The 23,381-nt window shown below is 65.7% G+C and carries 29 protein-coding genes; 11 read left to right on the forward strand and 18 right to left on the reverse strand.

The features are described from left to right. Window positions 1–4: 4 nt before the first annotated feature. The 5 genes from LFT44_RS20390 to LFT44_RS20410 form a co-directional block, all read right to left on the reverse strand. A complete protein-coding gene (locus LFT44_RS20390; protein ID WP_236800328.1) occupies window positions 5–715 on the reverse strand; it encodes an ABC transporter ATP-binding protein in 711 nt (236 codons plus the stop codon). Beyond that, window positions 702–1,484 (reverse strand): ABC transporter ATP-binding protein, encoded by a 783-nt coding sequence (locus tag LFT44_RS20395; RefSeq protein WP_236800329.1) that lies wholly within the window; start codon window positions 1,482–1,484, stop codon window positions 702–704. Before LFT44_RS20395 ends, LFT44_RS20390 begins: the two co-directional genes overlap by 14 nt. A gap of 155 nt (window positions 1,485–1,639) precedes the next feature. Further along, window positions 1,640–1,960 carry a MoaD/ThiS family protein gene (locus LFT44_RS20400; RefSeq protein ID WP_373462134.1) on the reverse strand — a complete coding sequence of 107 codons (321 nt, stop codon included), beginning with the start codon at window positions 1,958–1,960 and terminating at the stop codon, window positions 1,640–1,642. After that, a complete protein-coding gene (locus LFT44_RS20405) occupies window positions 1,920–3,029 on the reverse strand; it encodes a WD40/YVTN/BNR-like repeat-containing protein (protein WP_236800331.1) in 1,110 nt (369 codons plus the stop codon). Before LFT44_RS20405 ends, LFT44_RS20400 begins: the two co-directional genes overlap by 41 nt. Window positions 3,030–3,096: 67 nt before the next feature. Further along, window positions 3,097–3,297: a hypothetical protein gene (locus LFT44_RS20410; RefSeq protein ID WP_236800332.1), complete on the reverse strand. Its 201-nt coding sequence runs from the start codon at window positions 3,295–3,297 to the stop codon at window positions 3,097–3,099. A 276-nt stretch (window positions 3,298–3,573) separates the two neighbouring features. On the opposite strand from LFT44_RS20410, the gene LFT44_RS20415 reads away from it, so the two are divergent. From LFT44_RS20415 to LFT44_RS20440, 6 genes are all read left to right on the forward strand, one after another. Further along, entirely contained in the window at window positions 3,574–4,347 is a 774-nt protein-coding gene (locus tag LFT44_RS20415; RefSeq protein WP_236800333.1) for a hypothetical protein, read from the forward strand. A 111-nt stretch (window positions 4,348–4,458) separates the two neighbouring features. Then, window positions 4,459–5,238, forward strand: coding sequence for a class F sortase (locus LFT44_RS20420; RefSeq protein WP_236800334.1), 780 nt, complete (start codon window positions 4,459–4,461; stop codon window positions 5,236–5,238). 98 nt (window positions 5,239–5,336) lie between these two features. Then, window positions 5,337–5,849: a universal stress protein gene (locus tag LFT44_RS20425; protein ID WP_236800335.1), complete on the forward strand. Its 513-nt coding sequence runs from the start codon at window positions 5,337–5,339 to the stop codon at window positions 5,847–5,849. A 315-nt stretch (window positions 5,850–6,164) separates the two neighbouring features. Beyond that, the gene (locus LFT44_RS20430) at window positions 6,165–6,530 is read left to right on the forward strand and encodes a metal-sensitive transcriptional regulator (protein ID WP_236800336.1); all 366 of its coding nucleotides are present in this window, start codon (window positions 6,165–6,167) and stop codon (window positions 6,528–6,530) included. Between the two features lie 52 nt (window positions 6,531–6,582). After that, window positions 6,583–6,822: a heavy-metal-associated domain-containing protein gene (locus tag LFT44_RS20435; protein WP_236800337.1), complete on the forward strand. Its 240-nt coding sequence runs from the start codon at window positions 6,583–6,585 to the stop codon at window positions 6,820–6,822. A 27-nt stretch (window positions 6,823–6,849) separates the two neighbouring features. Next, window positions 6,850–9,132 carry a heavy metal translocating P-type ATPase gene (locus tag LFT44_RS20440; RefSeq protein ID WP_236800338.1) on the forward strand — a complete coding sequence of 761 codons (2,283 nt, stop codon included), beginning with the start codon at window positions 6,850–6,852 and terminating at the stop codon, window positions 9,130–9,132. Window positions 9,133–9,153: 21 nt separating this feature from the next. On the opposite strand, the gene LFT44_RS20445 is transcribed toward LFT44_RS20440, so the two are convergent. Continuing rightward, window positions 9,154–9,426 carry a DUF2277 domain-containing protein gene (locus LFT44_RS20445; RefSeq protein WP_236800339.1) on the reverse strand — a complete coding sequence of 91 codons (273 nt, stop codon included), beginning with the start codon at window positions 9,424–9,426 and terminating at the stop codon, window positions 9,154–9,156. A 211-nt stretch (window positions 9,427–9,637) separates the two neighbouring features. On the opposite strand from LFT44_RS20445, the gene LFT44_RS20450 reads away from it, so the two are divergent. Then, window positions 9,638–9,901 carry a WXG100 family type VII secretion target gene (locus LFT44_RS20450; protein WP_043448478.1) on the forward strand — a complete coding sequence of 88 codons (264 nt, stop codon included), beginning with the start codon at window positions 9,638–9,640 and terminating at the stop codon, window positions 9,899–9,901. A gap of 99 nt (window positions 9,902–10,000) precedes the next feature. Here the strand turns inward: LFT44_RS20450 and LFT44_RS20455 are convergent, their stop codons facing one another. Then, the gene (locus LFT44_RS20455; RefSeq protein ID WP_236800340.1) at window positions 10,001–11,026 is read right to left on the reverse strand and encodes an EamA family transporter; all 1,026 of its coding nucleotides are present in this window, start codon (window positions 11,024–11,026) and stop codon (window positions 10,001–10,003) included. 71 nt (window positions 11,027–11,097) lie between these two features. Here LFT44_RS20455 and LFT44_RS20460 point away from each other — a divergent pair, with 71 nt between their 5' ends. After that, entirely contained in the window at window positions 11,098–11,643 is a 546-nt protein-coding gene (locus LFT44_RS20460) for a CGNR zinc finger domain-containing protein (RefSeq protein WP_236800341.1), read from the forward strand. Here the strand turns inward: LFT44_RS20460 and LFT44_RS20465 are convergent. The 3 genes from LFT44_RS20465 to LFT44_RS20475 form a co-directional block, all read right to left on the reverse strand. Next, window positions 11,640–12,011, reverse strand: a complete 372-nt coding sequence (locus LFT44_RS20465) for a hypothetical protein (RefSeq protein WP_236800342.1) — start codon at window positions 12,009–12,011, stop codon at window positions 11,640–11,642. The genes LFT44_RS20460 and LFT44_RS20465 overlap by 4 nt on opposite strands. A 96-nt stretch (window positions 12,012–12,107) precedes the next feature. After that, window positions 12,108–12,698, reverse strand: coding sequence for a hypothetical protein (locus LFT44_RS20470; RefSeq protein ID WP_236800343.1), 591 nt, complete (start codon window positions 12,696–12,698; stop codon window positions 12,108–12,110). A 46-nt stretch (window positions 12,699–12,744) separates the two neighbouring features. Continuing rightward, a complete protein-coding gene (locus LFT44_RS20475; RefSeq protein ID WP_236800344.1) occupies window positions 12,745–14,097 on the reverse strand; it encodes an MATE family efflux transporter in 1,353 nt (450 codons plus the stop codon). Window positions 14,098–14,205: 108 nt separating this feature from the next. On the opposite strand from LFT44_RS20475, the gene LFT44_RS20480 reads away from it, so the two are divergent. Together LFT44_RS20480 and LFT44_RS20485 are read left to right on the forward strand one after the other, a co-directional pair. Beyond that, window positions 14,206–14,640 (forward strand): DoxX family protein, encoded by a 435-nt coding sequence (locus LFT44_RS20480; protein ID WP_236800345.1) that lies wholly within the window; start codon window positions 14,206–14,208, stop codon window positions 14,638–14,640. A 135-nt stretch (window positions 14,641–14,775) separates the two neighbouring features. Beyond that, window positions 14,776–15,750, forward strand: coding sequence for an acyl-CoA thioesterase (locus LFT44_RS20485; RefSeq protein ID WP_236800346.1), 975 nt, complete (start codon window positions 14,776–14,778; stop codon window positions 15,748–15,750). Here the strand turns inward: LFT44_RS20485 and dnaB are convergent. After that, entirely contained in the window at window positions 15,747–17,132 is a 1,386-nt protein-coding gene (gene dnaB / locus LFT44_RS20490; protein ID WP_236800347.1) for a replicative DNA helicase, read from the reverse strand. The two genes, LFT44_RS20485 and dnaB, sit on opposite strands and share 4 nt — an antisense overlap. A gap of 753 nt (window positions 17,133–17,885) precedes the next feature. Here dnaB and LFT44_RS20495 point away from each other — a divergent pair. Next, window positions 17,886–18,455 (forward strand): hypothetical protein, encoded by a 570-nt coding sequence (locus LFT44_RS20495; protein WP_236802966.1) that lies wholly within the window; start codon window positions 17,886–17,888, stop codon window positions 18,453–18,455. An 11-nt stretch (window positions 18,456–18,466) separates the two neighbouring features. Here the strand turns inward: LFT44_RS20495 and LFT44_RS20500 are convergent, their stop codons facing one another. From LFT44_RS20500 to rpsF, 7 genes are all read right to left on the reverse strand, one after another. Continuing rightward, window positions 18,467–19,435, reverse strand: coding sequence for an IS481 family transposase (locus LFT44_RS20500; protein ID WP_236799187.1), 969 nt, complete (start codon window positions 19,433–19,435; stop codon window positions 18,467–18,469). Window positions 19,436–19,545: 110 nt separating this feature from the next. Then, window positions 19,546–20,172, reverse strand: a complete 627-nt coding sequence (locus tag LFT44_RS20505; protein WP_236802967.1) for an FMN reductase — start codon at window positions 20,170–20,172, stop codon at window positions 19,546–19,548. Window positions 20,173–20,319: 147 nt separating this feature from the next. Next, window positions 20,320–21,168 carry a PhzF family phenazine biosynthesis protein gene (locus LFT44_RS20510; RefSeq protein ID WP_236800348.1) on the reverse strand — a complete coding sequence of 283 codons (849 nt, stop codon included), beginning with the start codon at window positions 21,166–21,168 and terminating at the stop codon, window positions 20,320–20,322. A gap of 80 nt (window positions 21,169–21,248) precedes the next feature. Continuing rightward, entirely contained in the window at window positions 21,249–21,701 is a 453-nt protein-coding gene (rplI, locus tag LFT44_RS20515; RefSeq protein ID WP_018769834.1) for a 50S ribosomal protein L9, read from the reverse strand. 17 nt (window positions 21,702–21,718) lie between these two features. Next, the gene (gene rpsR / locus LFT44_RS20520) at window positions 21,719–21,958 is read right to left on the reverse strand and encodes a 30S ribosomal protein S18 (RefSeq protein ID WP_003800144.1); all 240 of its coding nucleotides are present in this window, start codon (window positions 21,956–21,958) and stop codon (window positions 21,719–21,721) included. A 126-nt stretch (window positions 21,959–22,084) separates the two neighbouring features. Continuing rightward, complete coding sequence (locus LFT44_RS20525) at window positions 22,085–22,660, reverse strand: single-stranded DNA-binding protein (protein WP_141158852.1); 576 nt, start codon at window positions 22,658–22,660, stop codon at window positions 22,085–22,087. Window positions 22,661–22,730: 70 nt separating this feature from the next. Then, window positions 22,731–23,036 carry a 30S ribosomal protein S6 gene (gene rpsF / locus LFT44_RS20530; RefSeq protein WP_013602900.1) on the reverse strand — a complete coding sequence of 102 codons (306 nt, stop codon included), beginning with the start codon at window positions 23,034–23,036 and terminating at the stop codon, window positions 22,731–22,733. Window positions 23,037–23,381: the final 345 nt, after the last annotated feature.

Raw genomic sequence — 23,381 nt, forward strand, 5'->3', positions numbered from 1 at the left:
CGGTTCAACCCCCCAGGTAGGCGCGGCGGATCTCGTCCATGCCCTTGAGCTGCGCCGATGTGCCGGTAAGCACGTTTCGGCCTGTTTCCAACACGGCGGCAGTATCGACGAGTGAGAACGCGAGGTTCGCGTTCTGCTCCACCACCAGCATGGCTATGCCGGATTCGAGCCGCAGCCGGCGGATGGCCTGGTACACAGTCTTGGCCGTGCCGGGCGCAAGCCCCAGCGATGCCTCGTCCAGCAGCAGCAGCTTGGGCTTGGCCATAAAGGCCCTGCCCACGGCCAGCATCTGCTGCTCCCCGCCGGACAGTGCCGCAGCCCGGGAGCCCACCCGGTCCTGTAGTTGCGGGAACAGATCGAGGCAGTACTCAATGTCCGTTTCAATGGCCTTCCGGTCCCTGCGGAGATAGGCGCCCACCAACAGGTTTTCCCGGACGCTCAGCTGCCCCAGGGTGCCACGGCCTTCCGGAACGTGGGCAATTCCCAGGGCCGCCACCTGGTCCGACCGGAGGCCACGGATGTCACGGCCGTCGAACCTGATGGTCCCGCCCGTCCTGACCGTGCCGCTAATGGCCCGCAAGGTTGTGGTCTTGCCGGCGCCGTTTGCGCCCAGGATCCCCACGGACCCGCCTTCCGGAACACTCAGCGAGACCCCGTCCAGCACCTGCACAGGCCCGTATGACGCGGTGACGTCCTTGAGCTCAAGCAGCGTCATCCGCGGCGTCCTTTCCGATGTAAGCCTCGACCACGCGGGGATCGGACTGCGCCTCGGCCGCGGTGCCCGACATCAGCTTGCGTCCGTGGTCCAGCACCACAACCTGGTCGGTGAGCGCGGAGATCAGTCCCATGTGGTGCTCCACGATGATGATGGTGATGTCCTGCTCGGAGCGGAGGCGCTTGACCGTCGCGATGAGCTGTTCCACTTCGCCGTGGGAAAGTCCGGCCGCAGGCTCGTCGAGCAGGAGCAACGCCGGCCGTGAAAGAAGCGCCCGCCACAGCTCGATGCCTTTGTGCAGACCGTGCGAGAGTTCATCGGCCGGCAGCTCTGCTGCCCAGCCGAGCCCTCCCCGGCTGAGGAGTTCCAGTGCTTCGGTGCGGACTGCCCGCTCCGCCTGGACGGTGCGCGGCAGCCGCAGCGCCCAGGATATGGGACCGCCGGGCAGCCGGGTGTGGGCGCCAAGGAGCACATTCTGCAGGACTGTTGCGTTCAACTGCAGGGCTGGATGCTGGAAGGTGCGGGCCAGGCCCAGGTGGGCCAGCCGGGACGGAGTGCTGCCCGAGACCTCTGTCCCGTCGATGGAAATCGCCCCGGAGCTGGGCTTGTAGTGGCCGCTGATGCAGTTGAACAGGGACGTCTTGCCTGCACCGTTGGGGCCCACCAGGCCTAAAATGACGCCGGGCTCGACGTCGAAGCTGACGTCCTGCAGCACTTTAACCCCGCCGAAGTGCAGGTTGACGTCCTTGAGGCTCAGGCTCGCAGCCACCCTGTACCTTCCTGTCGCATCATCGCTAGGAATGGATGCAGCCGATCAGTACTGCACGAAACCGACGCTACGGATGGCGGACGAAATTGTCAACGATTTTGGCTTGAACTCGCTGCGTCCGATGAAGCGCGAATTTCCCGTGGAGGGGTGGTACTTCAGCCGCCGGCGACGGACTGGATCACCAGGACTTCCTGGCCAGGCAGCACCTCGGTGTCCAGGCCCTGCAGCCGCCGCACCTCATCGCCGTCGACATATATGTTCACGAACCTTCGCAGTGCGCCCGTCTCGTCACGCAGCCGCCGGCCCAGCACGGCATAGTCAGAGGCAACCGCATCAAGCAGGCTTGCCACCGTCACCGGCCCGTCAGCCGGCGCAACCAGTACGGACTGCCCGCCGGCCAAGGGCTGCAGGACGCTGGGAAGCAGCAGCGCAATCTCAGGCACCGGCCACCACTGCCGCCCGGACGCACAGGACATCAGGCAGGTGGGATGCCACCTCCCTGAACGTCTCCCCTTCATCCGCACTCGCGTAGACGGTGCCGCCCCGTGTGCCGAAGTACACCCCGGCTGGTTCGGCGGCGTCCACCGACGCCGCGTCCCGGAGCACGCTGTTGTATTCGTGCTCCGGGAGGCCGGCGCTGAGGCGCTTCCAGGTGTTCCCGGCGTCGTCGGTGCGGTGGACGGCGAGCCTGCCGTCCGGAGGGATGCGTTCGCCGTCGGCCTTCAGCGGGACCACCCAGGCGGTGCCGTCGCGGCGGGGATGGGTCAGCATGACGAAGCCGAAGTCTGCGGGCAGCCCCCCGGCGATGGAGTTCCAGCTGTCCGCGTTGTCGTCCGTCCGGTAGACGCCGTGGTGGTTCTGCGCGTAGAGGCGGCCTTCGACGGCGGCATCCGCGGCGATCTTGTGCACGCATTGGCCGAACTCCGGATTGGGGTCCGGCATGAAGTAGGCCGAGATCCCCTTGTTGCGCGCTTCCCAGGAGGTTCCGCCGTCGTCCGAGCGGTAGACGCCGCCGGTGCTCATGGCGACATGGACGGTCTCACCCGAGGAGTCAACCACGATGGAATGCGCCGCCGCCCCGCCGTAGCCGGCTCCCCATTCACTGCGGTGCGGGTGGTCCCACAGGCCGCGGTTCAGCTCGAAGTGCTCCCCGCCGTCCGTGGACTTCCAGAGGGAGATGGGTTCGGCCCCCGCCCAGACCACTCCCGGCCGGGACCCGGCGTCCGGGTAGATCTGCCATACGCGCTCCACCGCCGCGCCGGTATCTTCGGGAAATTTGATGGCGCCCTGCTCCGGCTCGGTCCAGGTTGTACCGAGGTCATCGGAGTGGGCAACCGTGGGGCCCCAGTGCGGGCTGCGGACGCCGACCAGAATCCGGGTGCGGCCTTCCCTGGTATCGATTCCGATGCTGGGAATCTCCGACATCAGGAAATGCGGGCCTGTGAGGGACCACTCCTGCCTGTCCCGGCTGGTGGCAAGCCACAGCCCTTTTTTGGTACCGATTGCCAGGACAAATGATTCTGCCTCCGTTGCCATCCGGACCATGCAACCACCGGATCGGTTGGCGCGCAACGGTTTTCAGCCCCTCGGTTCCCCTCCCGGGCGGGAGGGGTCAGTCCACGAACTCAGACTGGGTCTCGATGAAGTCCCAGTCGGCGGCGGTCAGCACGGCGGCTGGATTGCCCGGATGGGGACCTCCCGCCTCGGCGATTCCCTGAAGCACGGGAAGCGGCAGCTCCTCCGCACGGAGGTTTTGCCGCAGCCACTCCTTGCTGGCGAGGTCCAGGTCCAGCCACCACATGAAGATTTCCACGATTCCCCCTCCCTAACACTTAAAACGTTAGGCACGGCCAGAGGGACCGACAAGATGCCGGCACTTAAGCAGGTGGAACGTGGCAGCGTTTTGGGTACCGGCAAGTAACTTGACCTGCCAGGGGCCGGAAAAGACGAGTACCCCCTACTCGCGACTGGCTCCTGCGGCCTCCCTAGCCTGAAATCTCAAAGCAAGCTGACCGTGCCGCTGGGGCATACGGCGCAACCGCTGGCCTGTCCCCGCCATGGTCCGTTTCACAAACAGATGGGGAAAAAGATGAAACGCACCTTAGCCACACTGGGGGTGGTGGGGCTCGGCCTCATCAGCCTCACAGCACCTGCCTTGGCCGCCGGAGACAAAGTCATCGTCTGCCACAGTGACGGCACCACCTGGGCGCCGTTGGAGTTCAGCATCAATGCGCTGGGCGGTCACGACCAGCATCCGCTGGACATTATCCCGCCGACGTCGAAATCGGAGGGCAAGAACTGGACCGCCGCCGGAAAGGAACTTTACGCCGCCCAGTGCGCGCCGCTGCCGCCCGGCGAGGTGCCCGCTCCTGTGGTGACGCCGCCTGCCGAGCAGCCGCCCGTCGTCGTCGTTACTCCCGTGACGCCGCCGCCCACGGAGGAACCCACCGTGACGCCGCCGCCCACGGAGGAACCCACGGTGACGCCGCCGCCCACCGAGGTGCCGATCACCGTTGACCAACCTGTGGTGCAGCCACCCGCTGTCGTCGTCCCGCCCGCAGTGGAACAGCCCGCTGCGGAAACCCCTGCGGTGCAATCGCCTGAGGTGAAGTCGCCGGTCGTGGCGGCCCAGGTCCCGGCACAGCCCGCGCCTGCCAAGCAGGCTGCCGCGGCAGCGAAGGCAGCACCTAAGGCCGCGCCCGCACCAGTCAGCGTGGGAACCAACCAGGGCTACAACGCCCAGACCGCAGTGGGAGCTTCCGACGGCGGCCAGGGCTGGCTGGCAGGGGTGGGAGCACTTGCTGCGGCAGGCGCAGCCGTGGCAGCCCGCCGCCGGTCGCGTCCGTTGAACAACGCCGGCTAACCGCAATCCGCCACGAACCCGTGGCCCCCTGACAAGGAAGGCGTCCTGCCAGTGCCCGGCAGGGCGCCTTCCTTCCAATCCAGCCAAGGCCACTAACCAACGAGGAGTGCCATGCCACAGGACCGGAGCCGGCACGCAGCGCCCAGGCACACTTGGCAGCGTGCCTGGGGAACATCGAACCGTGGGGACGTGGCCATCCTGTTCTGCGGCATCCTCGCGTTCCTGTCGTTCACCCTTGGTGCTCCGCTTTTCCACCCGGCGCCGCCGCTGTCCGTTGGGAATGGTCCTGCAGCTGCCGTGGTCATCGCTGGTGGCGGGGCACCGGGTGGCCCGGCTCCCATCGCCGGGACGGGCATTCCTGCTGCAATTGCCGCACAGGATCCAGCCTCAGCCTCCCAGACCGCCCGCACGATGCCCACGGAAGTTGCGGCAGCACCTGTCCTTCCCGCAGCTGCCCAGCCCCTCCGCATCAGGTATCCATCCGCAGAGTTCGACGTAGCCGTCCACCCCTTGGACCTGGACGGTGAAGCGCAGTCCAGCCGGACCATCGAACCCCCCGCCACCAAGGACGGATACTGGCTGACGCCGTTCGGCATCCCGGGCAGTGGTTCCAGCAACACCACCTACGTGATCGGCCACAGCTGGGAAGGCGCAGACGCCCCCTTCAACCACCTCAGCTCAGCCGCAGCCGTCGGGGAACGCTTCGATGTCGAAACCACAGCCGGGACCATCAGCTACCAGGTGGAAAGCATCAGGACGTACCTGAAGTCCGGCCTCAAGGACAGCCCCGTGTGGGACATGGTGCCCAACCGGCTGGTCCTCATCAGCTGCTACACCGAGGACCCTTGGGGCAAGAATGTTGTGGTCACGGCGTACCCTGCCGCTTCCTAGCCGCTCCGCGCCCGGCACCGGAGGTTTCCGCGACCTCCAGGCCCTTCCGGGCCGAACGTACCTGTTCACACCCCTTCGCCGGACGGACAATGGGCCCCATGACAGGGGAATACTTCAACGGCACCCCGCTACTGGTGGGAATCATGCCCAAACAGCACCCGGAAGTCCTGCAAACCGCGGCGACCCTGGCTGCCCGGCTGGGCACACCCTTGGTCTGCGCCTACGTGGATGAAGCAAGCTACCTGGTGGAATGGGATCCTGCCCGCTCCGCACACCGGCTTTCGCGCGACCCGCACGCCAATGACGACATGCTGGCCCTGGCAACAGAACTGAAAGAACATGTCCAGGCCGTCGTGGACAAACTGGCATCAGAGGGTGCCTCCCTGGACTGGTCCTTCCGCACCCTCACCGGGGATCCGGCCCGCGCCTTGGGCCAGGTGGCAGCCGAACTCGACGCCCCCATCATCATCGTGGGCACCTCCGAACGCGGATTTTCGCACCGGCTCTCAGAGGCCCTCAACGGGTCCGTCGGCGCGTGGCTCAGCCACCACCAAAGCCGGCCGGTGCTGGTGGTCCCCTACCGGAAGCCGGCCCACGAAGACCGTCCCTAGGCGCTCATCGGCACGGAAATCCGCGCCGATGCAGGGAGCTTAAAGTAAAGCGAAAGTACTTATTCGGGATGCTGGCGCAGCGCCACTACCAGCCAGTAAGCTGATTCAAGCAAGGCCGCTCCACCTCGGTGGAAGCCGGAATTGCCCAAAAGCTGCTCCGGAGTGCGTATCCCCCAATAACGCACTCCGGAGCTTTTTTGTGCCCCCGCAGCGCAGCCCGCAGCCCCCCGTAGGCGCCGGGGAGGCGCCGAGGACACGATTGATACCCCCTGGGGGTACTTGCGGTTATACCCTACCGGGGTATACGTTGATCTCATGAAGGCTATCGAAGAAGCCGTCGCCGCCGCGGCAGCTGATCAAGCTCCCGAAGAGGCGCATGTTGCCCCGCAGCACGGGTACACGGGCAACAAAGACGCGTACCTCCGCCGCCTCAAGCGCATCGAGGGCCAGGTCCGGGGCATTGCCCGAATGGTGGATGAAGACAAGTACTGCATCGACATCCTCACCCAGGTTGCCGCCGTCACCAAGGCCCTGCACGCAGTAAGCCTTGGTCTGGTCGAAGAGCACATCGGCCACTGCGTGGTGGGTGCAGCCTCCGAGCCGGACCCGGACGCCCGCGCTGAAGCCATCGACGCCAAGGTCAAGGAAGCCGCCGACGCCATCGGTCGGCTGCTTCGCTGACACCACCCCACAATCCCCCGGCCACCGCCGGAACCTACAGAAGGAGCAAGCCATGAGCACCACCTCCCCCACCACCACAACCATCAGCGTCTCCGGCATGACCTGCGGGCACTGCGTATCGGCTGTCAGCGAAGAACTCGAAGCCATCGAAGGCGTCGAAGAAGTAAAGGTCGACTTGAACGCCGGCGGTATCTCCACCGTGACCATCAGCGCAAACAAGGAACTCTCACCCACTGACATCGGGGAAGCCGTGGCCGAGGCAGGCTACCTGGTGGTCGCCAACGAAGCCTAAGAACCATTCCGACACCGGAAAGCTGATATGAGCCACCAAGAACTGCTGCACCCGCCGGGAACCCGGATCGTCGAACTGGACATCCAGGGGATGACCTGCGCTTCCTGCGTCAACCGGGTGGAAAAGAAGCTCGGCAAGCTTGAGGGCGTCGCAGCAACGGTCAACCTGCCCCTGGAGTCAGCCCACGTCACGGTCCCGGCGGGAATAACCGACGAACAGCTGGTGGATACGGTCAACGCCGCAGGCTACAAGGCCACACTTCGGCCGCAGCACACAGTGGCTCCTGAGGCGGGACCAGCGGACCAGGTCGCTGCGATCCCGGCTTCCCGGCTCCGGCCCCGCCTCATCCTGGCGGCTGTCCTGACCGTCCCGGTGTTCATGATCAGCATGATCCCCGCCTTCCAGTTCGCTAACTGGGGCTGGGCGGCCGCGGCCCTGGCGCTGCCGGTGGTCACGTGGGCGGCCTGGCCCTTTCACCGGGCGGCCGCCATCAATGCCCGGCACTTTGCTTCCACCATGGACACGCTGGTGTCGCTCGGGGTGGCGGCGGCCTACCTCTTCTCGGCCTGGCAGCTGCTGGCAGACCCGCGAATGACGGAGCACCCCGGGATGGAGGGCATGCCCGGCGGCCTGTACTTCGAAGTTGCATCGGTAGTCACCACCTTCCTGCTCTTGGGCCGGTACTTGGAGGCGAACGCCAAGCAGAAGGCCGGCGATGCCCTGCAGGCCCTGTTGAACCTGGGCGCCAAGGATGCCACTGTCCTGCGCAACGGCAGCGAACAGAAGATCCCGGCGGACCGGCTGCAGGTGGGCGATGTCCTGGTGGTCCGCCCGGGCGAGAAGATCGCCACCGACGGCGTGGTGGTGGACGGTGCGTCCGCCGTCGACGCTTCGCTGGTGACCGGCGAGTCCGTACCGGTCGAGGTGGGCCCGGACAGCCGCGTCACAGGTGCCACCATCAACACGTCCGGCCGCCTCCTGGTGCGGGCAACCCGGGTTGGCTCGGAGACCACCCTTGCCCAGATGGCCCGGCTCGTGTCGCAGGCCCAGACCGGTAAAGCCCCGATCGCGCGGCTCGCGGACCGCATCAGCTCCGTCTTCGTGCCGGTGGTCCTTGGCATTGCCGTCCTGACCTTCGTGCTCTGGCTCCTGGCGGCCGGCCCCGACGCTGACGGCGGGCACCTGCGCCAGGCGTTCACCGCCGCCGTCGCCGTCATGGTGATTGCCTGCCCGTGCGCCCTGGGACTGGCCACCCCGGTGGGTCTGCTCACGGGCACCGGCCGGGGTGCCCAGCTGGGCATCCTGATCAAGGGCCCGCAGGTTCTGGAGGACACCCGCACCGTAGACACCATCCTGCTGGACAAGACAGGGACAGTGACCACCGGCATCCTGGCCGTAGACACCACCTCCGCGTTCCCCGGCTTCACGGAACAGGACGTCCTCCGACTCGCCGGGGCAGTGGAGGCCGCCTCCGAGCACCCCGTGGCCCGCGCCATCGCGGCTGCAGCGTCCGGGGCACGTTCCGCACCTGCAGCGAACGACGCCGGCACCTTGCCGCCGGTGCAGGGCTTCAGTTCCGCCCCGGGCGGCGGAGTGTCGGGAACCGTTGAAGGCAGGCAGGTCATGGCCGGGCGCAGCGGCTGGCTGGAGCAGCGTGGTGTTGTCCTGGATGCAGGCCAGCGGGCCCAGCTGGCCGGCGCTGAAGAAGGGGGTGCCACGGCCATCTGCGTGGCGGTGGACGGCACGCCGGCCGGAATCATCAGCCTGCGGGACAGTGTCAAGGTAGGCTCCCCCGCCGCCGTCACCCGGCTGAAGGCGCTGGGCCTGCGGCCCATCCTGCTGACCGGGGACAACGCCGCGGTCGCCGCCCGGGTGGCTGCCGCCGTCGGCATCGCGCCAGGCGATGTCTACGCCGGCGTCCTGCCCGAAGGAAAAGTGGAAGCGGTGAAACAGCTGCAGTCCCGGGGTGCCACGGTGGCCATGGCCGGCGATGGCGTGAACGACGCCGCGGCCTTGGCGCAGGCCGACCTGGGCATTGCCATGGGGTCGGGAACGGACGTGGCCATCGAAGCGGCGGACCTGACGGTGATGGGCAATGACCTCCACCAGGTGGCCCAAGCCATCGAACTGTCACGGAAGACCCTGGGCACCATCAAGACCAACCTTTTCTGGGCGTTCTTCTACAACGCGGTGGGGATCCCGGTGGCTGCACTGGGGCTGCTCAACCCGATGATCGCCGGCGCCGCCATGGCCGCCAGTTCCGTCCTGGTGGTGGCCAACTCACTGCGCCTGCGCAGCTTCGGCAAGTAGCGGCAGGCAGCGGAGGCTGGGTCAGGCCGCGCCGTACCGTACTGCGGCGCGGGCTTTGGCCTTGGCAGCCTCTTCCTCCCGGTCCTTGGGCGGCGCCTGCGTCACCAGGGAGTCCAGCAGGTGCTGCGTGATGTGCGCGATCTGGTGCACGGCCTCGTCGAAGGCGTCCTGGTTGGCCTTGGAAGGCTTGGTGCTCCCGCTGATCTTGCGGACATACTGCAGCGCCGCCGCGTGCACTTCCTCGGACGTGGCGTGAGGCTCGAAGTTGTGGAGGGTTCGGATATTCCGGCACATAACGCCATGCTAGGCTCTTCCAACGCCTGGGATCGACCCCTTTTTCATGGTCTCCACCCGGCGTCCATGGGGAGCCCGGCATGGGCAGGGCTGCCCATCGACACTGTTTGGGGGCCGGGATAGGTTTTAGGCAATGGATCTTCCGGATGAGCCGGGGGGCCGCTGGGGATGCCGATCTGGTTCGGATCCACGACCTAACAAGGAGAAACTGATGGCTATTTGGGGTGCAGACGTTGAGCAGCTTCGCCAGCTCGGCAGCAAGCTTCAGGCAGGGGCGTCCGAGATCGAGACGCAGAAGTCCACTCTCACCAAGGTTCTGAGCAGCACCAACTGGGAAGGCCCGGACGCCACCAAGTTCCGCAACGAGTGGTCCGGTACGCACACCGCCATGCTCACCAAGGTTGCCGAGGCACTGAAGGAAGCTGGCGCGCAGGCCAAGCGCAACGCCGAAGAGCAGAGCCAGGCCTCTCACTAGGCTTACCGCCACATACTGGCGGGGCAGGGACACCACGCAGTGTCCCTGCCCTTTTTGTTGGCATACCACTTTTTCTGCGTACGACGGCGGCGGGCGCGGTTAAGGGACTGGTTCGACGTCGTTCGCGTGTTCCAGCGGTGAGGCCGGCAGCCTGCCGTTGCCGGCCCCGGATGCGCGCAGCTCGTCGAGCCTGACCAGGATAACGCCGCCGACAATGAGGACGCCGCCCAGGAGCTGGACAGGGCCCGGAAGTTCACCGAGCAGCAGCCATGCCCACAGCACGGCAAAAAGGACCTCGGTGAGGGACACGAAGGATGCCACCTTGGAGCCGAGCGCCCTTGCCGCCATGATGCCCGAGGTGTAGGCCAGCACGGTTGCCAGCACCACCAGCCCCGCAAGCGACACCCACCAGGGCGTGGTCCACGGTCCCAGTTTGGTGTCCGCGGTGGTGAAGGCCATCGGCAGCAGTCCCGTGGCGGCCGCAAGCCACATGACTGCAGCACCCACCATGAGTCCGCCGGAAGCCAGCACGATAGGCGGCAGGGTGTCGTTTTCCTTGGCCGTGATGAAGAAGTAGATGGCCAGGCAAACCGCGGCAGCCATGCCCCAGAGGACGCCGACCAGATCCACCTTCACGGCGCCGGTGAGGTCCAGGACCAGCACCAGTCCGGCCAGCGACAGCAGCGTCCCGCCGGCGGTCAACACCCGTGGGCGACGGCGGCTGGCGGCCCAGAGCCAAAGGACGATGATGACCGGGGCCAGATACTCCAGCAGGAGCGCGACTCCGACGGACAGGCGTGCCACTGCATTGAAGTAGAACAACTGGCAGGCCGCCACGCCGATGAGGCCGAACAGCACGATAGTGAGCCAGTTGTCCAGCAACTGGTGCCAGCGGCCCCTCAATGCGGACACTGCGGGCAGGGCGAGGATCAGGGCAGCGCCTGTGAGGCGGGCGGTGACGGCCGCGCCCGGGGACCATCCGGTCTCCAGCAGCGACTTGGCAAATGATCCGGACAGGCCGAAGACGGCCGAGGAGAACAACGCGATGCCGAGCCCGGACGCAAGGAAGCCGGTCCGCGTGGCGGGCAGTTCCGAAGTGGGGTGGTGCTTGTTGGCGGCAGGCAACGTCGCCTCCTGTCAGGAGTAAAGTGGGGTAATGCTCATGACACTACGCTTCGGCGCTGTAAGGAGTCAACATGGTTTTCGCCCCTGACACGGAGGTGGCGCTGCGCACGGTGGTGAACCTCATCAACACCTCCGCAAACGGCCGCGAAGGACTGGCCTCCGTTGCCGACCTGGACAGCTTCCTGGACGCGGAAGGATTTTCCGGAGCCCGGACCCGGGATGCCGCGGAACTGCAGAGCGTGCTGAAGCTGCGCCGCGAACTGGCCGCCGTATGGACGGCGGATGAGGACGCCGCCGTGGCCACGGTCAACCGGCTGCTGCGTGACGCGAATGCCCTGCCCCAGCTGATGAAGCACGACGGGTGGGACTGGCACCTGCATGCCACTGCACCGGAGGCGCCGCTGGCGGACCGGATGAGCACTGAGGCAGCCATGGCCCTGGCTGACGTCATCCGCAGCAAGGAAATGGACCGGCTGCGCATCTGCGAGTCGGAGGACTGCGACGCCGGCGTGCTGGACCTGAGCCGCAACCGGTCCAAGCGGTACTGCGATACGGGCAACTGCGCCAACCGGGCCCATGTTGCCGCCTACCGCGCCAGGCAGGCCGCGGCAGGTTAGCGGGGCGTGCCGTCCGTATCTTCGCCGGGGACCGGCGGGTTCTGGCCGCCGGGAGCACCAAAGCCGTGGCTGGAGCCTCCGTGGGGGGCTTTGGGCGCGGAGCTCAAGTTCACGCCCGAGCCCTTGCCCAGGTGTTCCGCGTTCTCCTTGTAGCTCATGGACAGCATCGCGGCGACCACCAGGGTGGCGATGAAGGCGATGCCGGCTGCGGTGAAAGCGAGGTCGAAGCGGGGTGCGCGTGCGCTCCCCCCGGAGGCGAAGATCAACACCGCAACGAAGGCGACGACGGCCCAGAATGCGGAGAACATCAGGGGACCCTTCACCGAGGTCCGCAGCTTGCGCGGTTTTCCTTGATGCTGGTCAGCCACAGTGATTCCTCCCTGCAGGCGGCGCGCGGCCGGCCTGGTTTACGTTTGCGGTGTCGCACCCATTTTCTACAGAAAGTAGAAGGCGCTCCCCCTAGTTTACGGCTTTCCTGCCCCGGCGCGGGCATCGTGCCGCAGGGTCAGCCCGGAAAGTACCCACAGGACGCCGGAGATAATGGCTCCGCCACCGGCTACACCCAGCAGCGCGTGGGCGCCAAGGTTGATGAAGAACGGCAGCAGCACCGCCGTTCCGATGCTGATGACCCCCGAGGCAATCCAGTCCCTTGCGAGTACGTGGCGGCCCTTGTGCTGCAGGCCGCAGGCGAGCTCGAGGATGCCGGCCACGCCCAGCCCCAGGGCGGCGACCACGCCGAACAACAGGTCGCTGTGCAGGAGCAGTACGGCAAAGCCGGCCCCGGCCAGGACTGCGCCGCCGGCGGAGAGCAGCTTGCCGGGGGCAGACTTCTGGGCGAAGCCCGCTGCGGGGACGGTCCGCAGGGATACCACCCCTGCGGCCAGGAGGTAGAGCCCCCCGGCCCAGCCCATGACCTCGACGGAAGGAGAAGTCCAGAAGACCGTCACGGCGCCAAACACCAGCGCAGCAGCCGAACGGAGCAGGACCGGCTTCCAGAGGTCGTTACGGGGGGCGGTTCCGGGAGCAGCGCCCGCGGGGGTGGATGGTTGCGTCACCGGTCCAGTTTAGTGGCGGCGGCTGGGAGGTCTAACCGGGACCGCCTCAGGCGGAGCCGAGCACCATCCAGCGGTCGGAGCGCGAACGCAGGCCCAGGGTGACTGCGCGCGCCGCCATGTACCCCAGCGCGAAGGCCACCCAGAGCCAGCCGAGCCCGGAGGCACCATGGGCGCCGGACAGCGCAACCCATGCCAGCAGAGGCACGTAGACCAGTAGGTTTACCAGTCCCGCGAGGGCGAGGTAGCGCGCGTCCCCCGCACCGATCAGCACACCATCCAGGACAAAGACGTAACCGGCAATGGGCTGCCCCGCGGCCAGGACCCAGAGTGCCACGGTAAGCACCTGCTGCACCTGGTGGTCAGGGGTAAACAGCGCCCCGGCCCATGGTGCCGCCGCGGCCAGCAGCAGGCCGGTTACCACGCCGAAGCCAGCGCCCCAGCGGATCATGGTTCCGGTCAGCAGCCGGGCCCTGGCCGCGTTGGATGCGCCCAGCTCCTTTCCAATAAGCGCCTGGGCAGCGATGGCCAGGGCATCCAGCGCGAACGCCAGGAAGGAAAAGATGGTCATAGCCAGCTGGTGGGCTGCGAGATTCACCTCGCCTTGGGCGGTGGCAACCAGCACGGTGGCCAGGATCGCGGCGCGCAGGCTGAGTGTGCGCAGCATGAGCCAGGACCCCACCCGGGTCATGCTGCGGATTCCCCGCCAGCTGGGCAGCAGCGTTACGCCGTGCCGGACCGCGTTCCGGCGGACCATCACCAGGTAGACCAGTGCCATGGCCCATTGGGCAAGGCTGGTCCCCACCGCGGAGCCCACCACGGACAAGCCAAGGCCGTAGACAAGCCAGAGGTTCAGGACGATGTTGACGCCAAATCCAGCGGTGGCCACCACCAGCGGGGTACGGGTGTCCTGCAGTCCGCGCAGCACGCCGGTGCCGGCGAAGATCAACAGCATGGCCACAAGCCCGGGCATGGACCAACGGAAGTAGTCGACGGCGAAGGTCCGGACGCTGCCCTCGGCGCCCAGGAGGTCAATCAGCGGCTCTGCGGCGCCAAAGCCGGCCACGGCGAGGAGCACGCCCAGGATCAACGCCAGCCATACGCCGTCGCGCCCTGCCGCCAGGGCCTTGCCCAACTGCCCGACACCAATGGCGCGGGCAACAGCCGGAGTGGTGGAGTACGCCAGGAAGACCATGAGCCCGACGGCGGTCTGCAGCACGGCCGATGCCAGCCCCACCCCCGCCAGCTGGGCAACACCCAGATGCCCCACGATGGCGGAGTCCGCCAGCAGGAAGAGGGGTTCGGCCACCAGCGCCCCGAAGGCAGGGACGGCGAGGCGGAGTATCTCCCGGGCCGGGCCGCGGGTGGCGGCCGTGGTTGCCGGCGCGGATTTTTGGGGCACGGTGCCAGCCTAACCGGGTGCACCGGCAGGACGCGGACGGGCATGAGAAACACCACACCTCTCGACTTTTAGTTAACAGTTCAACCAATTGTCCGGAAGGGTGGAGCCATGACCCAGCCACGATTGACCACCGCAGCCCTCACCGCCCTCCGCCTGATCCTCGGCTTCCTCTTCGCAGCCCATGGATGGCAGAAGTTCAACGAATGGACCATTGCCGGCACCCAGGCTTCCTTCGCCAAAATGGGCGTTCCCGCCGCAGAACTCATGGCTCCCTCCATCGCCGTCCTGGAACTGGCCGGCGGGGTTGCCTTGATCCTGGGCATCCTCACCCGCGTGGTGGCCGCACTCCTTGTCCTGGACATGCTCGGCGCCCTCTTCCTGGTTCATGCCCCTGCAGGCATCTTTGCCGCAAACGGAGGGTATGAGCTTGTCCTGCTCCTGGCCGCGGCATCGTTCGCGCTGGCCCTCACCGGTGCCGGCCGCTTCTCCATAGACCGCGCGCTGTTCGCCCGCAGCAACTCCAAACTTGCGGCCCTGGCCTAGTCCGGCCTGAACGGAAGCACCACTGCCGGACGGCGGCTGCGCACTCAGGTGCGTAGCCGCCGCTGTGGTTAATGCGGGGGCAGTTTGTTGCGGTCCCAACCGGCCGGTAACCGGGGCCGTCAGTAAGATCGCACCATGACTGAGACCGGCCGCCCCAACTCCGTGACCCTCCGCTTCCTCGCCGCCCCCACCGACGTGGGCCACAGCGGATCGGTGGATGCCGGCACGGTCCTTGAATGGGTGGACAAGGCGGCGTATGCCGCAGCGGTGGGATGGGCCAAGTCCTACTGCGTGACCGCCTACGTGGGCAACATCCACTTCGCCGATCCGGTCAACAGCGGGGACATGGTGGAGGTGGAGGCCACCATCGTCTACACCGGGCGGTCATCCATGCACATCCGTACCGTTGTCTCCTCGGGCGACCCGAAGGGCGGTCCGGCCACGATGCGCAGCACGTGCATGGTGATCTTCGTGGCCGTGGGAGCGGACGGCAAGCCCGTTCCGGTACAGCAGTTCGAGCCCGTCACTCCGGAGGAGATCGAGCAGCGCGACCATGCGCTGGCCAGGATCAAGGTCCGCGAGCAGATCGTGGAAGCCATGAACCGGCAGGAATATACCGACTCCGGCACGGCCGAACGGGTGACGCTGCGGTTCATGGCGGCCCCCACCGACGTGAACTGGGGCGGCAAGGTCCACGGCGGCATCGTCATGAAGTGGATCGACGAGGCCGCCTACGTCTGTGCCTCACGCTACTGCGGCCGGGACACCGTGGCGGTGTTCTCCGGGGGCGTGCGCTTCTACCGCCCGCTGCTCATCGGCCATGTGGTGGAGGTGGAAGCCCGGCTGGTGTACACCGGGACCAAGGGCATGCACATCGCCGTCCACGTCCGCTCCGGCGATCCCAAGGGCAGGGAGCTGAACCTCACCACCTACTGCCTCACCGTTATGGTGGCGCGCGACGACGAAGGCACGTCAGTGCCCGTCCCCGCCTGGGTGCCGGTCAGCGACGAAGACAAACGGCTCCACGCCCACGCCCGCGAACTCCTGGAGATCCGGGGTACGGCGCCCGGGAACCGGCTGCCCAACCATCTGCTGGCGCAGGGCTCCTAGAAGCCACCGCCGCCACCGGCGTCGCCGGCCATGTTGGCGAACCGTGAGTAATGACCCTGGAACGCCACCACGATGTCCTTGGTGGGACCGTTACGGTGCTTGGCCACCAGGATGTCGGCCTCGCCCGCGCGTGGGGACTCCTTGTCGTAGACGTCCTCGCGGTGGAGCAGGATGACCATGTCGGCGTCCTGCTCGATGGAGCCGGACTCACGGAGGTCCGAGACCATGGGCCGCTTGTCCTGGCGCTGTTCCGATCCACGGTTCAGCTGGGACAGCGCGATCACGGGGACCTGGAGTTCCTTGGCCAAAAGCTTCAGTGCACGTGAGAACTCCGAGACTTCCTGCTGGCGGGACTCCACCTTCTTGCCCGAGCTCATGAGCTGGAGGTAGTCCAGGACCACGAGCTTGAGGTCGTGCTGCTGCTTAAGGCGGCGGCATTTGGCGCGGATCTCCATCAGGGACATGTTGGGGCTGTCGTCAATGAACAGCGGCGCCTCGTTCATGCGTCCCATGGTGGTAGCGATCTTGGACCACTGTTCGTCCTTGATGGTTCCCTTGCGGAGATCCTGGAGGCTGATGGTTGCCTCGGCCGACAGCAGGCGCATGGCGATCTCGTTCCGGCCCATTTCCAGGGAGAACATGACAGTGGCCAGGTTGTGCTTGATGGCTGCGGAACGGGCGAAGTCCAGGGCGAAGGTCGACTTGCCGACCGCGGGGCGGGCAGCGATGACGATCATCTGGCCCGGGTGGAGTCCGTGGGTCAGTTCATCGAGTTCGTAGAAACCGGTGGGGACGCCAACCATCCCTTCACCGCGGTGGCCCGAGGCCTCGATTTCGTCCACCGTGGACTCCATGACGTCCTTCAGCACCACATAGTCCTCTGCGGTGCGGCGCTCGGCCACGGCATAAACCTCTGCCTGCGCCTGGTTGACCAGGTCCTCTACCTCGCCGTCCGAACCGTAGCCCAACTGCACGATCTTGGTGCCGGCGTTCACCAACCGGCGGAGCACCGCACGTTCGGCCACGATCTCGGCATAGTAGCCGGCATTGGCAGCAGTGGGGACGGTCTGGATCAGCTCGTGCAGGTAGGCGGGGCCACCGATCCTGTTGATTTCAGCGCGCTTGGTCAACTCGTCCGAGACGGTGACAGCATCCGCGGGTTCGCCGCGGCCGTACAGGTCGATGATGGCTTCGTAGATGGTCTCATGGGCGGGCCGGTAAAAGTCCTGGCCGCGGAGGATCTCCACAACATCGGCGATCGCGTCCTTGGAAAGCATCATGCCGCCCAGTACGGACTGTTCGGCAGCGATGTCCTGCGGGGGCTTCCTGCTGGCGTCCGATCCACGGGTTGCCTCGACAGGGTCCAGATGCGCGATTGACAAAGCTGCCGTCCTCCATTTGTACCGGGCGTGCGTCCGGTGTTCCGTCCTGCTCGCGGCCTCCGGCAATCCGGCTCCCGCTACGTGTCCAGTTCTACCCTCGGGCTCTGACAATTGAGCGCCCCAAGCGTTCCCTAACAGCCCCCGCCTGGAGTTATCCCCAGTATCCACAGCTTTTCCACAGCTACACGTGGGAAGCGGCCGACTGGGTCCCGCGCCGAAGCAGGAGAGGCCCTGTTTCGGCCGCGAAGAACAGGTACCCCGCTACGCTAACCGCCGGGGTCCCGGCAGCAAAGCCAGCATGCCCGCAAGGTTGTGGATAACCTGTGCAGTAAGCGGCATAGCTTGTGCACAGCCTGTGGGGAAGCCTGTGGATATAAAAGTTTTTTACCCTCCCACAGTGCTCTGACCTGCGGAAACGCATCCAATAGCATGTGGAGTAAATATTTCTTCCGGGGAATTTCATCCACAGGCCCCGCGGGGCGCGCCGCCGGGAGCGGGCAGGAGGGTGGCTCCAAGGGCAGGCAGGACAATGCCGTGGGCTTGCTCATATTCCGCTTGGGGAGTTTGACGGGCAGGACCCCGGGCTGTATGCGCACCGGTGAATATTGCTGTGGATAACCAGTATCTGGATTAAGATTCTTGGTAGCCAGCACATGCAGCCGCACACCCGGCAGCAGGCAATGGCTGGGCTGATGGCCAGCAAAGCAACCGCCCCTGGCGAGGGCCAGGAAGTACACAGAACGGCTCGTGAAAATGGAATCCCTTGTGGTCCCGGTCCTTATCCTGCTCGCGGTGGTTGCGGGGGTGACGGTGGCGTACCGCGCCGGCCGAAAGCGCAAGGCCGCACACCCTTCCACACCGGCGCAACCTGCCGCCACATCACATGAGCTGGCCAGGGCAGCGGCGGACCGGTTGTCGGAAGAGGAACACCGGCGGCTTTACGCATTGATCGCGCAGGGCCAGGCCATGGCCGCCATCAAACTGTATTACGAGATCACCGGAGAGGGGCTGAGGGCCTCACGCGACGCCGTAGGCGCCCTGGCGGCCCACCCCCAGCCTTATCGGCGCCACGAGCCGCCACAGTCCGTCCAGGAGGACGACGACGACGAGCCGCAGCGGTTCCCCTACCGCTACCGGGCCATCGCCAGCAAGGGCGACGTCACGCGCGAGGTGAGCAGCAACATGCTCAACGATGAGATCTACGGCAGGATCCGCACCCTGGCCCGGAGCGGCGACACGGAGGCGGCGGCCAACGCATTGACCCGCCACTCCGACATCTCCCTCACCCAGGCACGGGAGTTCATCGCGCTGCTGGACGACTAGCAGGTGGACAACTAGCTGTATTGACCTGAGAGGTTGATGACGCGGCTGGCCGGTGTCTTACCTTTGAGTGCAGTGTGGGCTCGATGGTGATTGTAAGCATGGAGCCAGTCGGGGAAAGCAGCAACTCGCTCGGCTTCTGAGCGGTAGGGGCGGATGTAGGCCCATTCCTCAAGCATGGTGCGGTTGAACCGTTCGACTTTGCCGTTGGTTTGTGGTCTGTAGGGGCGGGTGCGTTTGTGTTTGATATTCGGACCCAGCGCTTCGGCGAAAGCATGGGACCGGTAGCAGTTCCCGTTGTCAGTCAGAACACGTTGGACGGTAACTCCGTGTTCTTTGAACCAGGCGTTTGCCCGCACCCAGAAGCCTGCTGCCGTTTCCTTGGTTTCGTCAGTGAGGATCTCGGTGTAAGCCAGTCGTGAGTGGTCATCCACGGCATTGTGGAGGTAGTGGTAGCCGGGCCGGCGGTTGGCCTTGGTGCCGGTCTTGTTCTTCCAGCCAGCGATCCTGCCCACGACTCGATGTCCGCCGCCATCGGGGATCCGGCCCAGCTTCTTGATGTCCACGTGGACCAAATCCCCCGGCCTGTCGTGTTCATAGCGGCGGATCACTCGTCCTGTGCCGCGATCGAGCCAGGTTAGTTTCGCCAGCCGGTAGCGGGACAGTACCCGGTGGACGGTCGAGGGGTGCAGACCCAGCAGATAGCCGATCCTGGCAGGGCCCCACCGGCGGTTCACACGCACGGCGATGATCCTCCGTTCGGTACGCGTAGCAGTCCTGCGGGGCGAGGAATGTGGCCGACTCGAACGGTCCACCATTCCTTCGGGTCCCTCCTGGCGGTAGCGCTTCGCCCAACGTTCAGCAGTCGGGACCGAAACCTGAAACCGCTCCGCGGCACGGCGCAGGCTCCAGCACTGATCAACAACACACTGCGCGAGCTGTAACCGGCCACGAGGAGTGAGGAAAGCATTAGGGTGGGACACGAAGACCTCCGTGTGTGGAAAAGGACTCTAGACAAGCCCCACTCCACCCGGAGGTCTTCTTCATGTCACCAAACCACGCCGGGCGTCACTAACGTCTGTGGTCAATACAACTAGCGGGACCCTGCGATACCCGCCAGCAGCTGCTCGAACGGCAGGGACTCCAGCGGAGCGGGCTTCCGGCCCGGCTGCGGCCCCTCAAGCAGCCGGGTGAACTCACCCGCCGCGCGCTCGATGCGGTCCGCGAGTGATCCACCACCCTCTTCTGCGGTTCCCCAGTCCTGGGGCCCCGCAAAGACGCCGGTAGCAGCCATGCGGGTGCGGAGGTAGCTGAAGAGCGGCCTCAGGGCATAGTCCAGCACCATCTGGTGCCGGTCCGTGCCGCCGGTAGCGCCCAGCAGGACTGCCTTCCCGTCCAGTGACTTCGGGTCCAGGACGTCGATGAAGGACTTGAAAAGCCCGCTGTAGGAGGCGCTGAAGACCGGGGAGACCGCGATGATTCCGTCCGATGCCTCCACGCCGGCGATAACTTCCGCCAAGTGTGGTGCGGCGTAGCCGGTAACGAAGTTGTTGGCGATGTCCACGGCCAGGTCGCGGAGTTCCACAACATCCACCGCCACGTCGTAGCCGCCTGCCTTGAGCTGCCGCTCGGCGGCTGCGGCGAGCTGGTCTGCCAGCAGCCGGCTGGATGAGGGTACGCCGAGCCCGGCAGAAAGGACGGTGATGCGGCGGGTTTCCATGGCATTCTCCTGGTGCTCGTTCATTCTGATTCTACATGCATTTGCATCTATACCAATGAACTGCGGGCAGCACGGAAGTATTCCCGGAGTATCGGGCGCCCGGATCAAGGCATTTAGTACGCAACCAGACCCGGCCGGAGCCCCGGCTTAGAGCAGAACGCTCCCTTTGATGCAGGTGGTGGAATCGCCGCCCACCCAGATCTCCCCGTCCCCGGCGCCGACATGGATCCGCCCCGCCCGGCCCAGGACGGTCCCCTGCGAAGCCAGGTATTGCTCCGGCGCGCGCCCACTTCCAATCAGCCACTGAGCGGCTCCAGCATTGAAACTGCCCGTGACCGGGTCCTCCACCATGGCGTCACCCGGCAGGAACGTGCGGACCTCAAAGTCGGTACCGGCGCCCGGTGCGTGGGGCCCGATTACGCCAACCTTGAGGTCGCCCATGGCAGCTTGGTCCGGTTCCAGGGCCAGCACCTGTTCTGCCGACCCCAGCAGGACGCCGATCCATTCCGGACCGTTCACCAGCCAGGCCGCGTCGAGGACATCATCCACGCGCAATCGCAGTGCTGCCGCCAACTGCCGGCGGACCGGCGCTTCCACGGGGCCGAAGCGCGTCAGGGGTGGTGCCGCGAAGGCCAGCCTCCCGCCGTCGAGCCTTACCCGGACCAGCCCGGCAGCGCACTCCTGCACCACGTAGCCGTCCGCCTTGGGTACGCCCCCGGCTTCCAGCCAGGTATGGGCCGAGCCCAGCGTGGGGTGGCCCGCGAACGGGAACTCCTCAGAGCCCGTGAAGATCCGGACCTTGTAATCAGCCCGGGGATCCTCGGGCGGCAGCAGGAAGGTGGTTTCCGAAAGGTTGGTCCAGTTGGCGAAGTGCTGCATAGCCGCGGCATCCAGGCCCTGGGCATCAAGGACGACGGCGAGCGGGTTGCCGCGGTAGGGCTGGCTGGCGAATACATCCACCTGGTGGAAAGGACGGCTGCGCGGTGTCGGGTTCACCGGAGCAGGCTACCACCGCCAAAGCGAAAGACCCCCGCCGCCGGAATCCGGCGACGGGGGTCCTCACGTGGGGTGGGAAATTACTTTCCTGCCACCACGTCGAGTTCGATCACAGCGGCAACGTCAGCGTGGAGGCGGACGTTGGCCTGGTAGGAACCAACCGACTTGATGTGGGCGGGCAGTTCAACCTTGCGCTTGTCGATCTTGCCAAGGCCAGCGGCCTCAACAGCGTCGGCGACATCGCCCTGCTTGACGGTGCCAAACAGGCGGCCGGACTCGCCGGCCTTGACGACCAGCTTGACCGGCTTGGCGGACAGAGCAGCGGCCTGCTTCTGAGCATCTTCCAAGGAAGCGTGCTCGCGGGCGGCGCGGGCAGCCTTGATGGACTCAACCTGCTTCTCGCCACCCTTGGACCAGGTCAGGGCGAAGTTGCGGGGCAGCAGGTAGTTACGTGCGTAACCGTCCTTGACCTCGACAACATCGCCAGCAGCACCGAGACCGGTTACTTCGTGGGTCAGAATGAGCTTTGCCATATTAGTTAATCCCTTCCTTAGCCGCGGCCAGCGCCGGAGTAAGGCAGCAGAGCAACTTCGCGGGCGTTCTTGATTGCCTGGGCGATCTTGCGCTGTTCCTGCACCGTGACGCCAGTGACGCGACGGGCGCGGATCTTGCCGCGGTCGGAGATGAACTTGCGCAGCAATGCTACGTCCTTGTAGTCGATGACAGTGATGTCAGCGGCCTTCAAGGGGTTGGACTTTGGTTTGGGCTTACGGAGTTCAGCCTTAGCCATCGTGGAGCTCCTATTCTAGGGAGCCCGTGGATATTGATCCACGGGATGGTGGTGGTCCGACGGCGGCAGTTGCTCTGGGTGCGTTATGCACCCAGGCAGTCCCGGCGCCGGGCCGTTGTTTGGGTTTTAGAAGGGAGGTTCGGAATCGGGGCCGTTGCCCCAGCCGCCTGCGTTGGACACACCGGGCGTGGCCCAGGGATCGTCCTGCGCAGCCTGCTGGTTGCCGCCGCCCCAGCCTCCGCCGGAGTTGCCGCCCTGGTTTCCACCAGAGTTGCCGCCGCCGAAGCCACCGCCGCTGTTGCCACCGCCGAAGCCGCCGCCACCCTGTCCGCCGGAGCGCTGGGTGCGGTTGACCTTGGCGTTGGCGTAGCGCAGGCTGGGGCCGATTTCATCGACCTCAAGCTCGATAACGGTGCGCTTTTCGCCTTCTTTTGTTTCGTAGGAGCGGCTCTTCAGGCGGCCGGTCACGATGACGCGCATTCCCTTTGTCAGGGACTCGGCAACGTTCTCGGCTGCTTCACGCCACACAGCGGCGCGGAGGAACAGGGTCTCCCCGTCCTTCCACTCGTTGGACTGGCGATCAAAGGTGCGGGGGGTGGAAGCGATGGTGAAGTTCGCTACTGCTGAACCGGACGGTGTGAACCGCAATTCCGGGTCATTGGTGAGGTTACCGATGACCGTAATGGTGGTCTCGCCTGCCATCTACTGCCTCCTTGTTCGATCCTGGGTGAAGAGTGCGTTTCCTGCGGGGTGAAGAATGAAGCCGGCTGAATTACTCAGCAACAACCTTCTGCTCTTCGGGGCGGGTGATCTTGGTGCGCATGATGGTCTCGTTAAGAGACAGCTGGCGGTCAAGTTCCTTGGCGGTCTCCGGCTTGGCGGTGAAGTTCACCACGGCGTAGATACCTTCGGACTTCTTCTTGATCTCGTAAGCCAGACGACGACGGCCCCAGATGTCAACCTTTTCGATGGTTCCACCATCGTTGGTGATGACGTTCAGGAACTTCTGAAGCGACGGCTCAACGGTACGCTCTTCGACCTCGGGGTCGATGATTACCATCAATTCGTAAGGACGCATATGTGAACCCACCTCCTTTGGGCTAAGCGGTTACGGCATTTCCGTAACAGGAGGTTCATTTGCGATTCCGTGCAATGCCTTGCCACCGGAACGGGGGCAGGACGCAGCACAGACTTCAATATCTTAGTGCATATGGACCCGATAGGCGATTCGCGCTTGACTCAAGGCTAGCCGGATGCTGCTGCAGCCCGGCAGCAACCGGACGGGCTATGTGGAAAACAGGAGGCAGGAAGGCCGGGACTTCCGTCTTGCTGGAGCTCCGCGAAGAGTGGCTGAATCCCCGCATCTCCCTATCAAATGCGGCCGGCAAAGACCCCATTGCCCCATCTGGAAGGCGCGGACTAC

The sequence above is a fragment of the Arthrobacter sp. FW306-05-C genome, assembly GCF_021801725.1.
GTDB lineage: Bacteria > Actinomycetota > Actinomycetes > Actinomycetales > Micrococcaceae > Arthrobacter.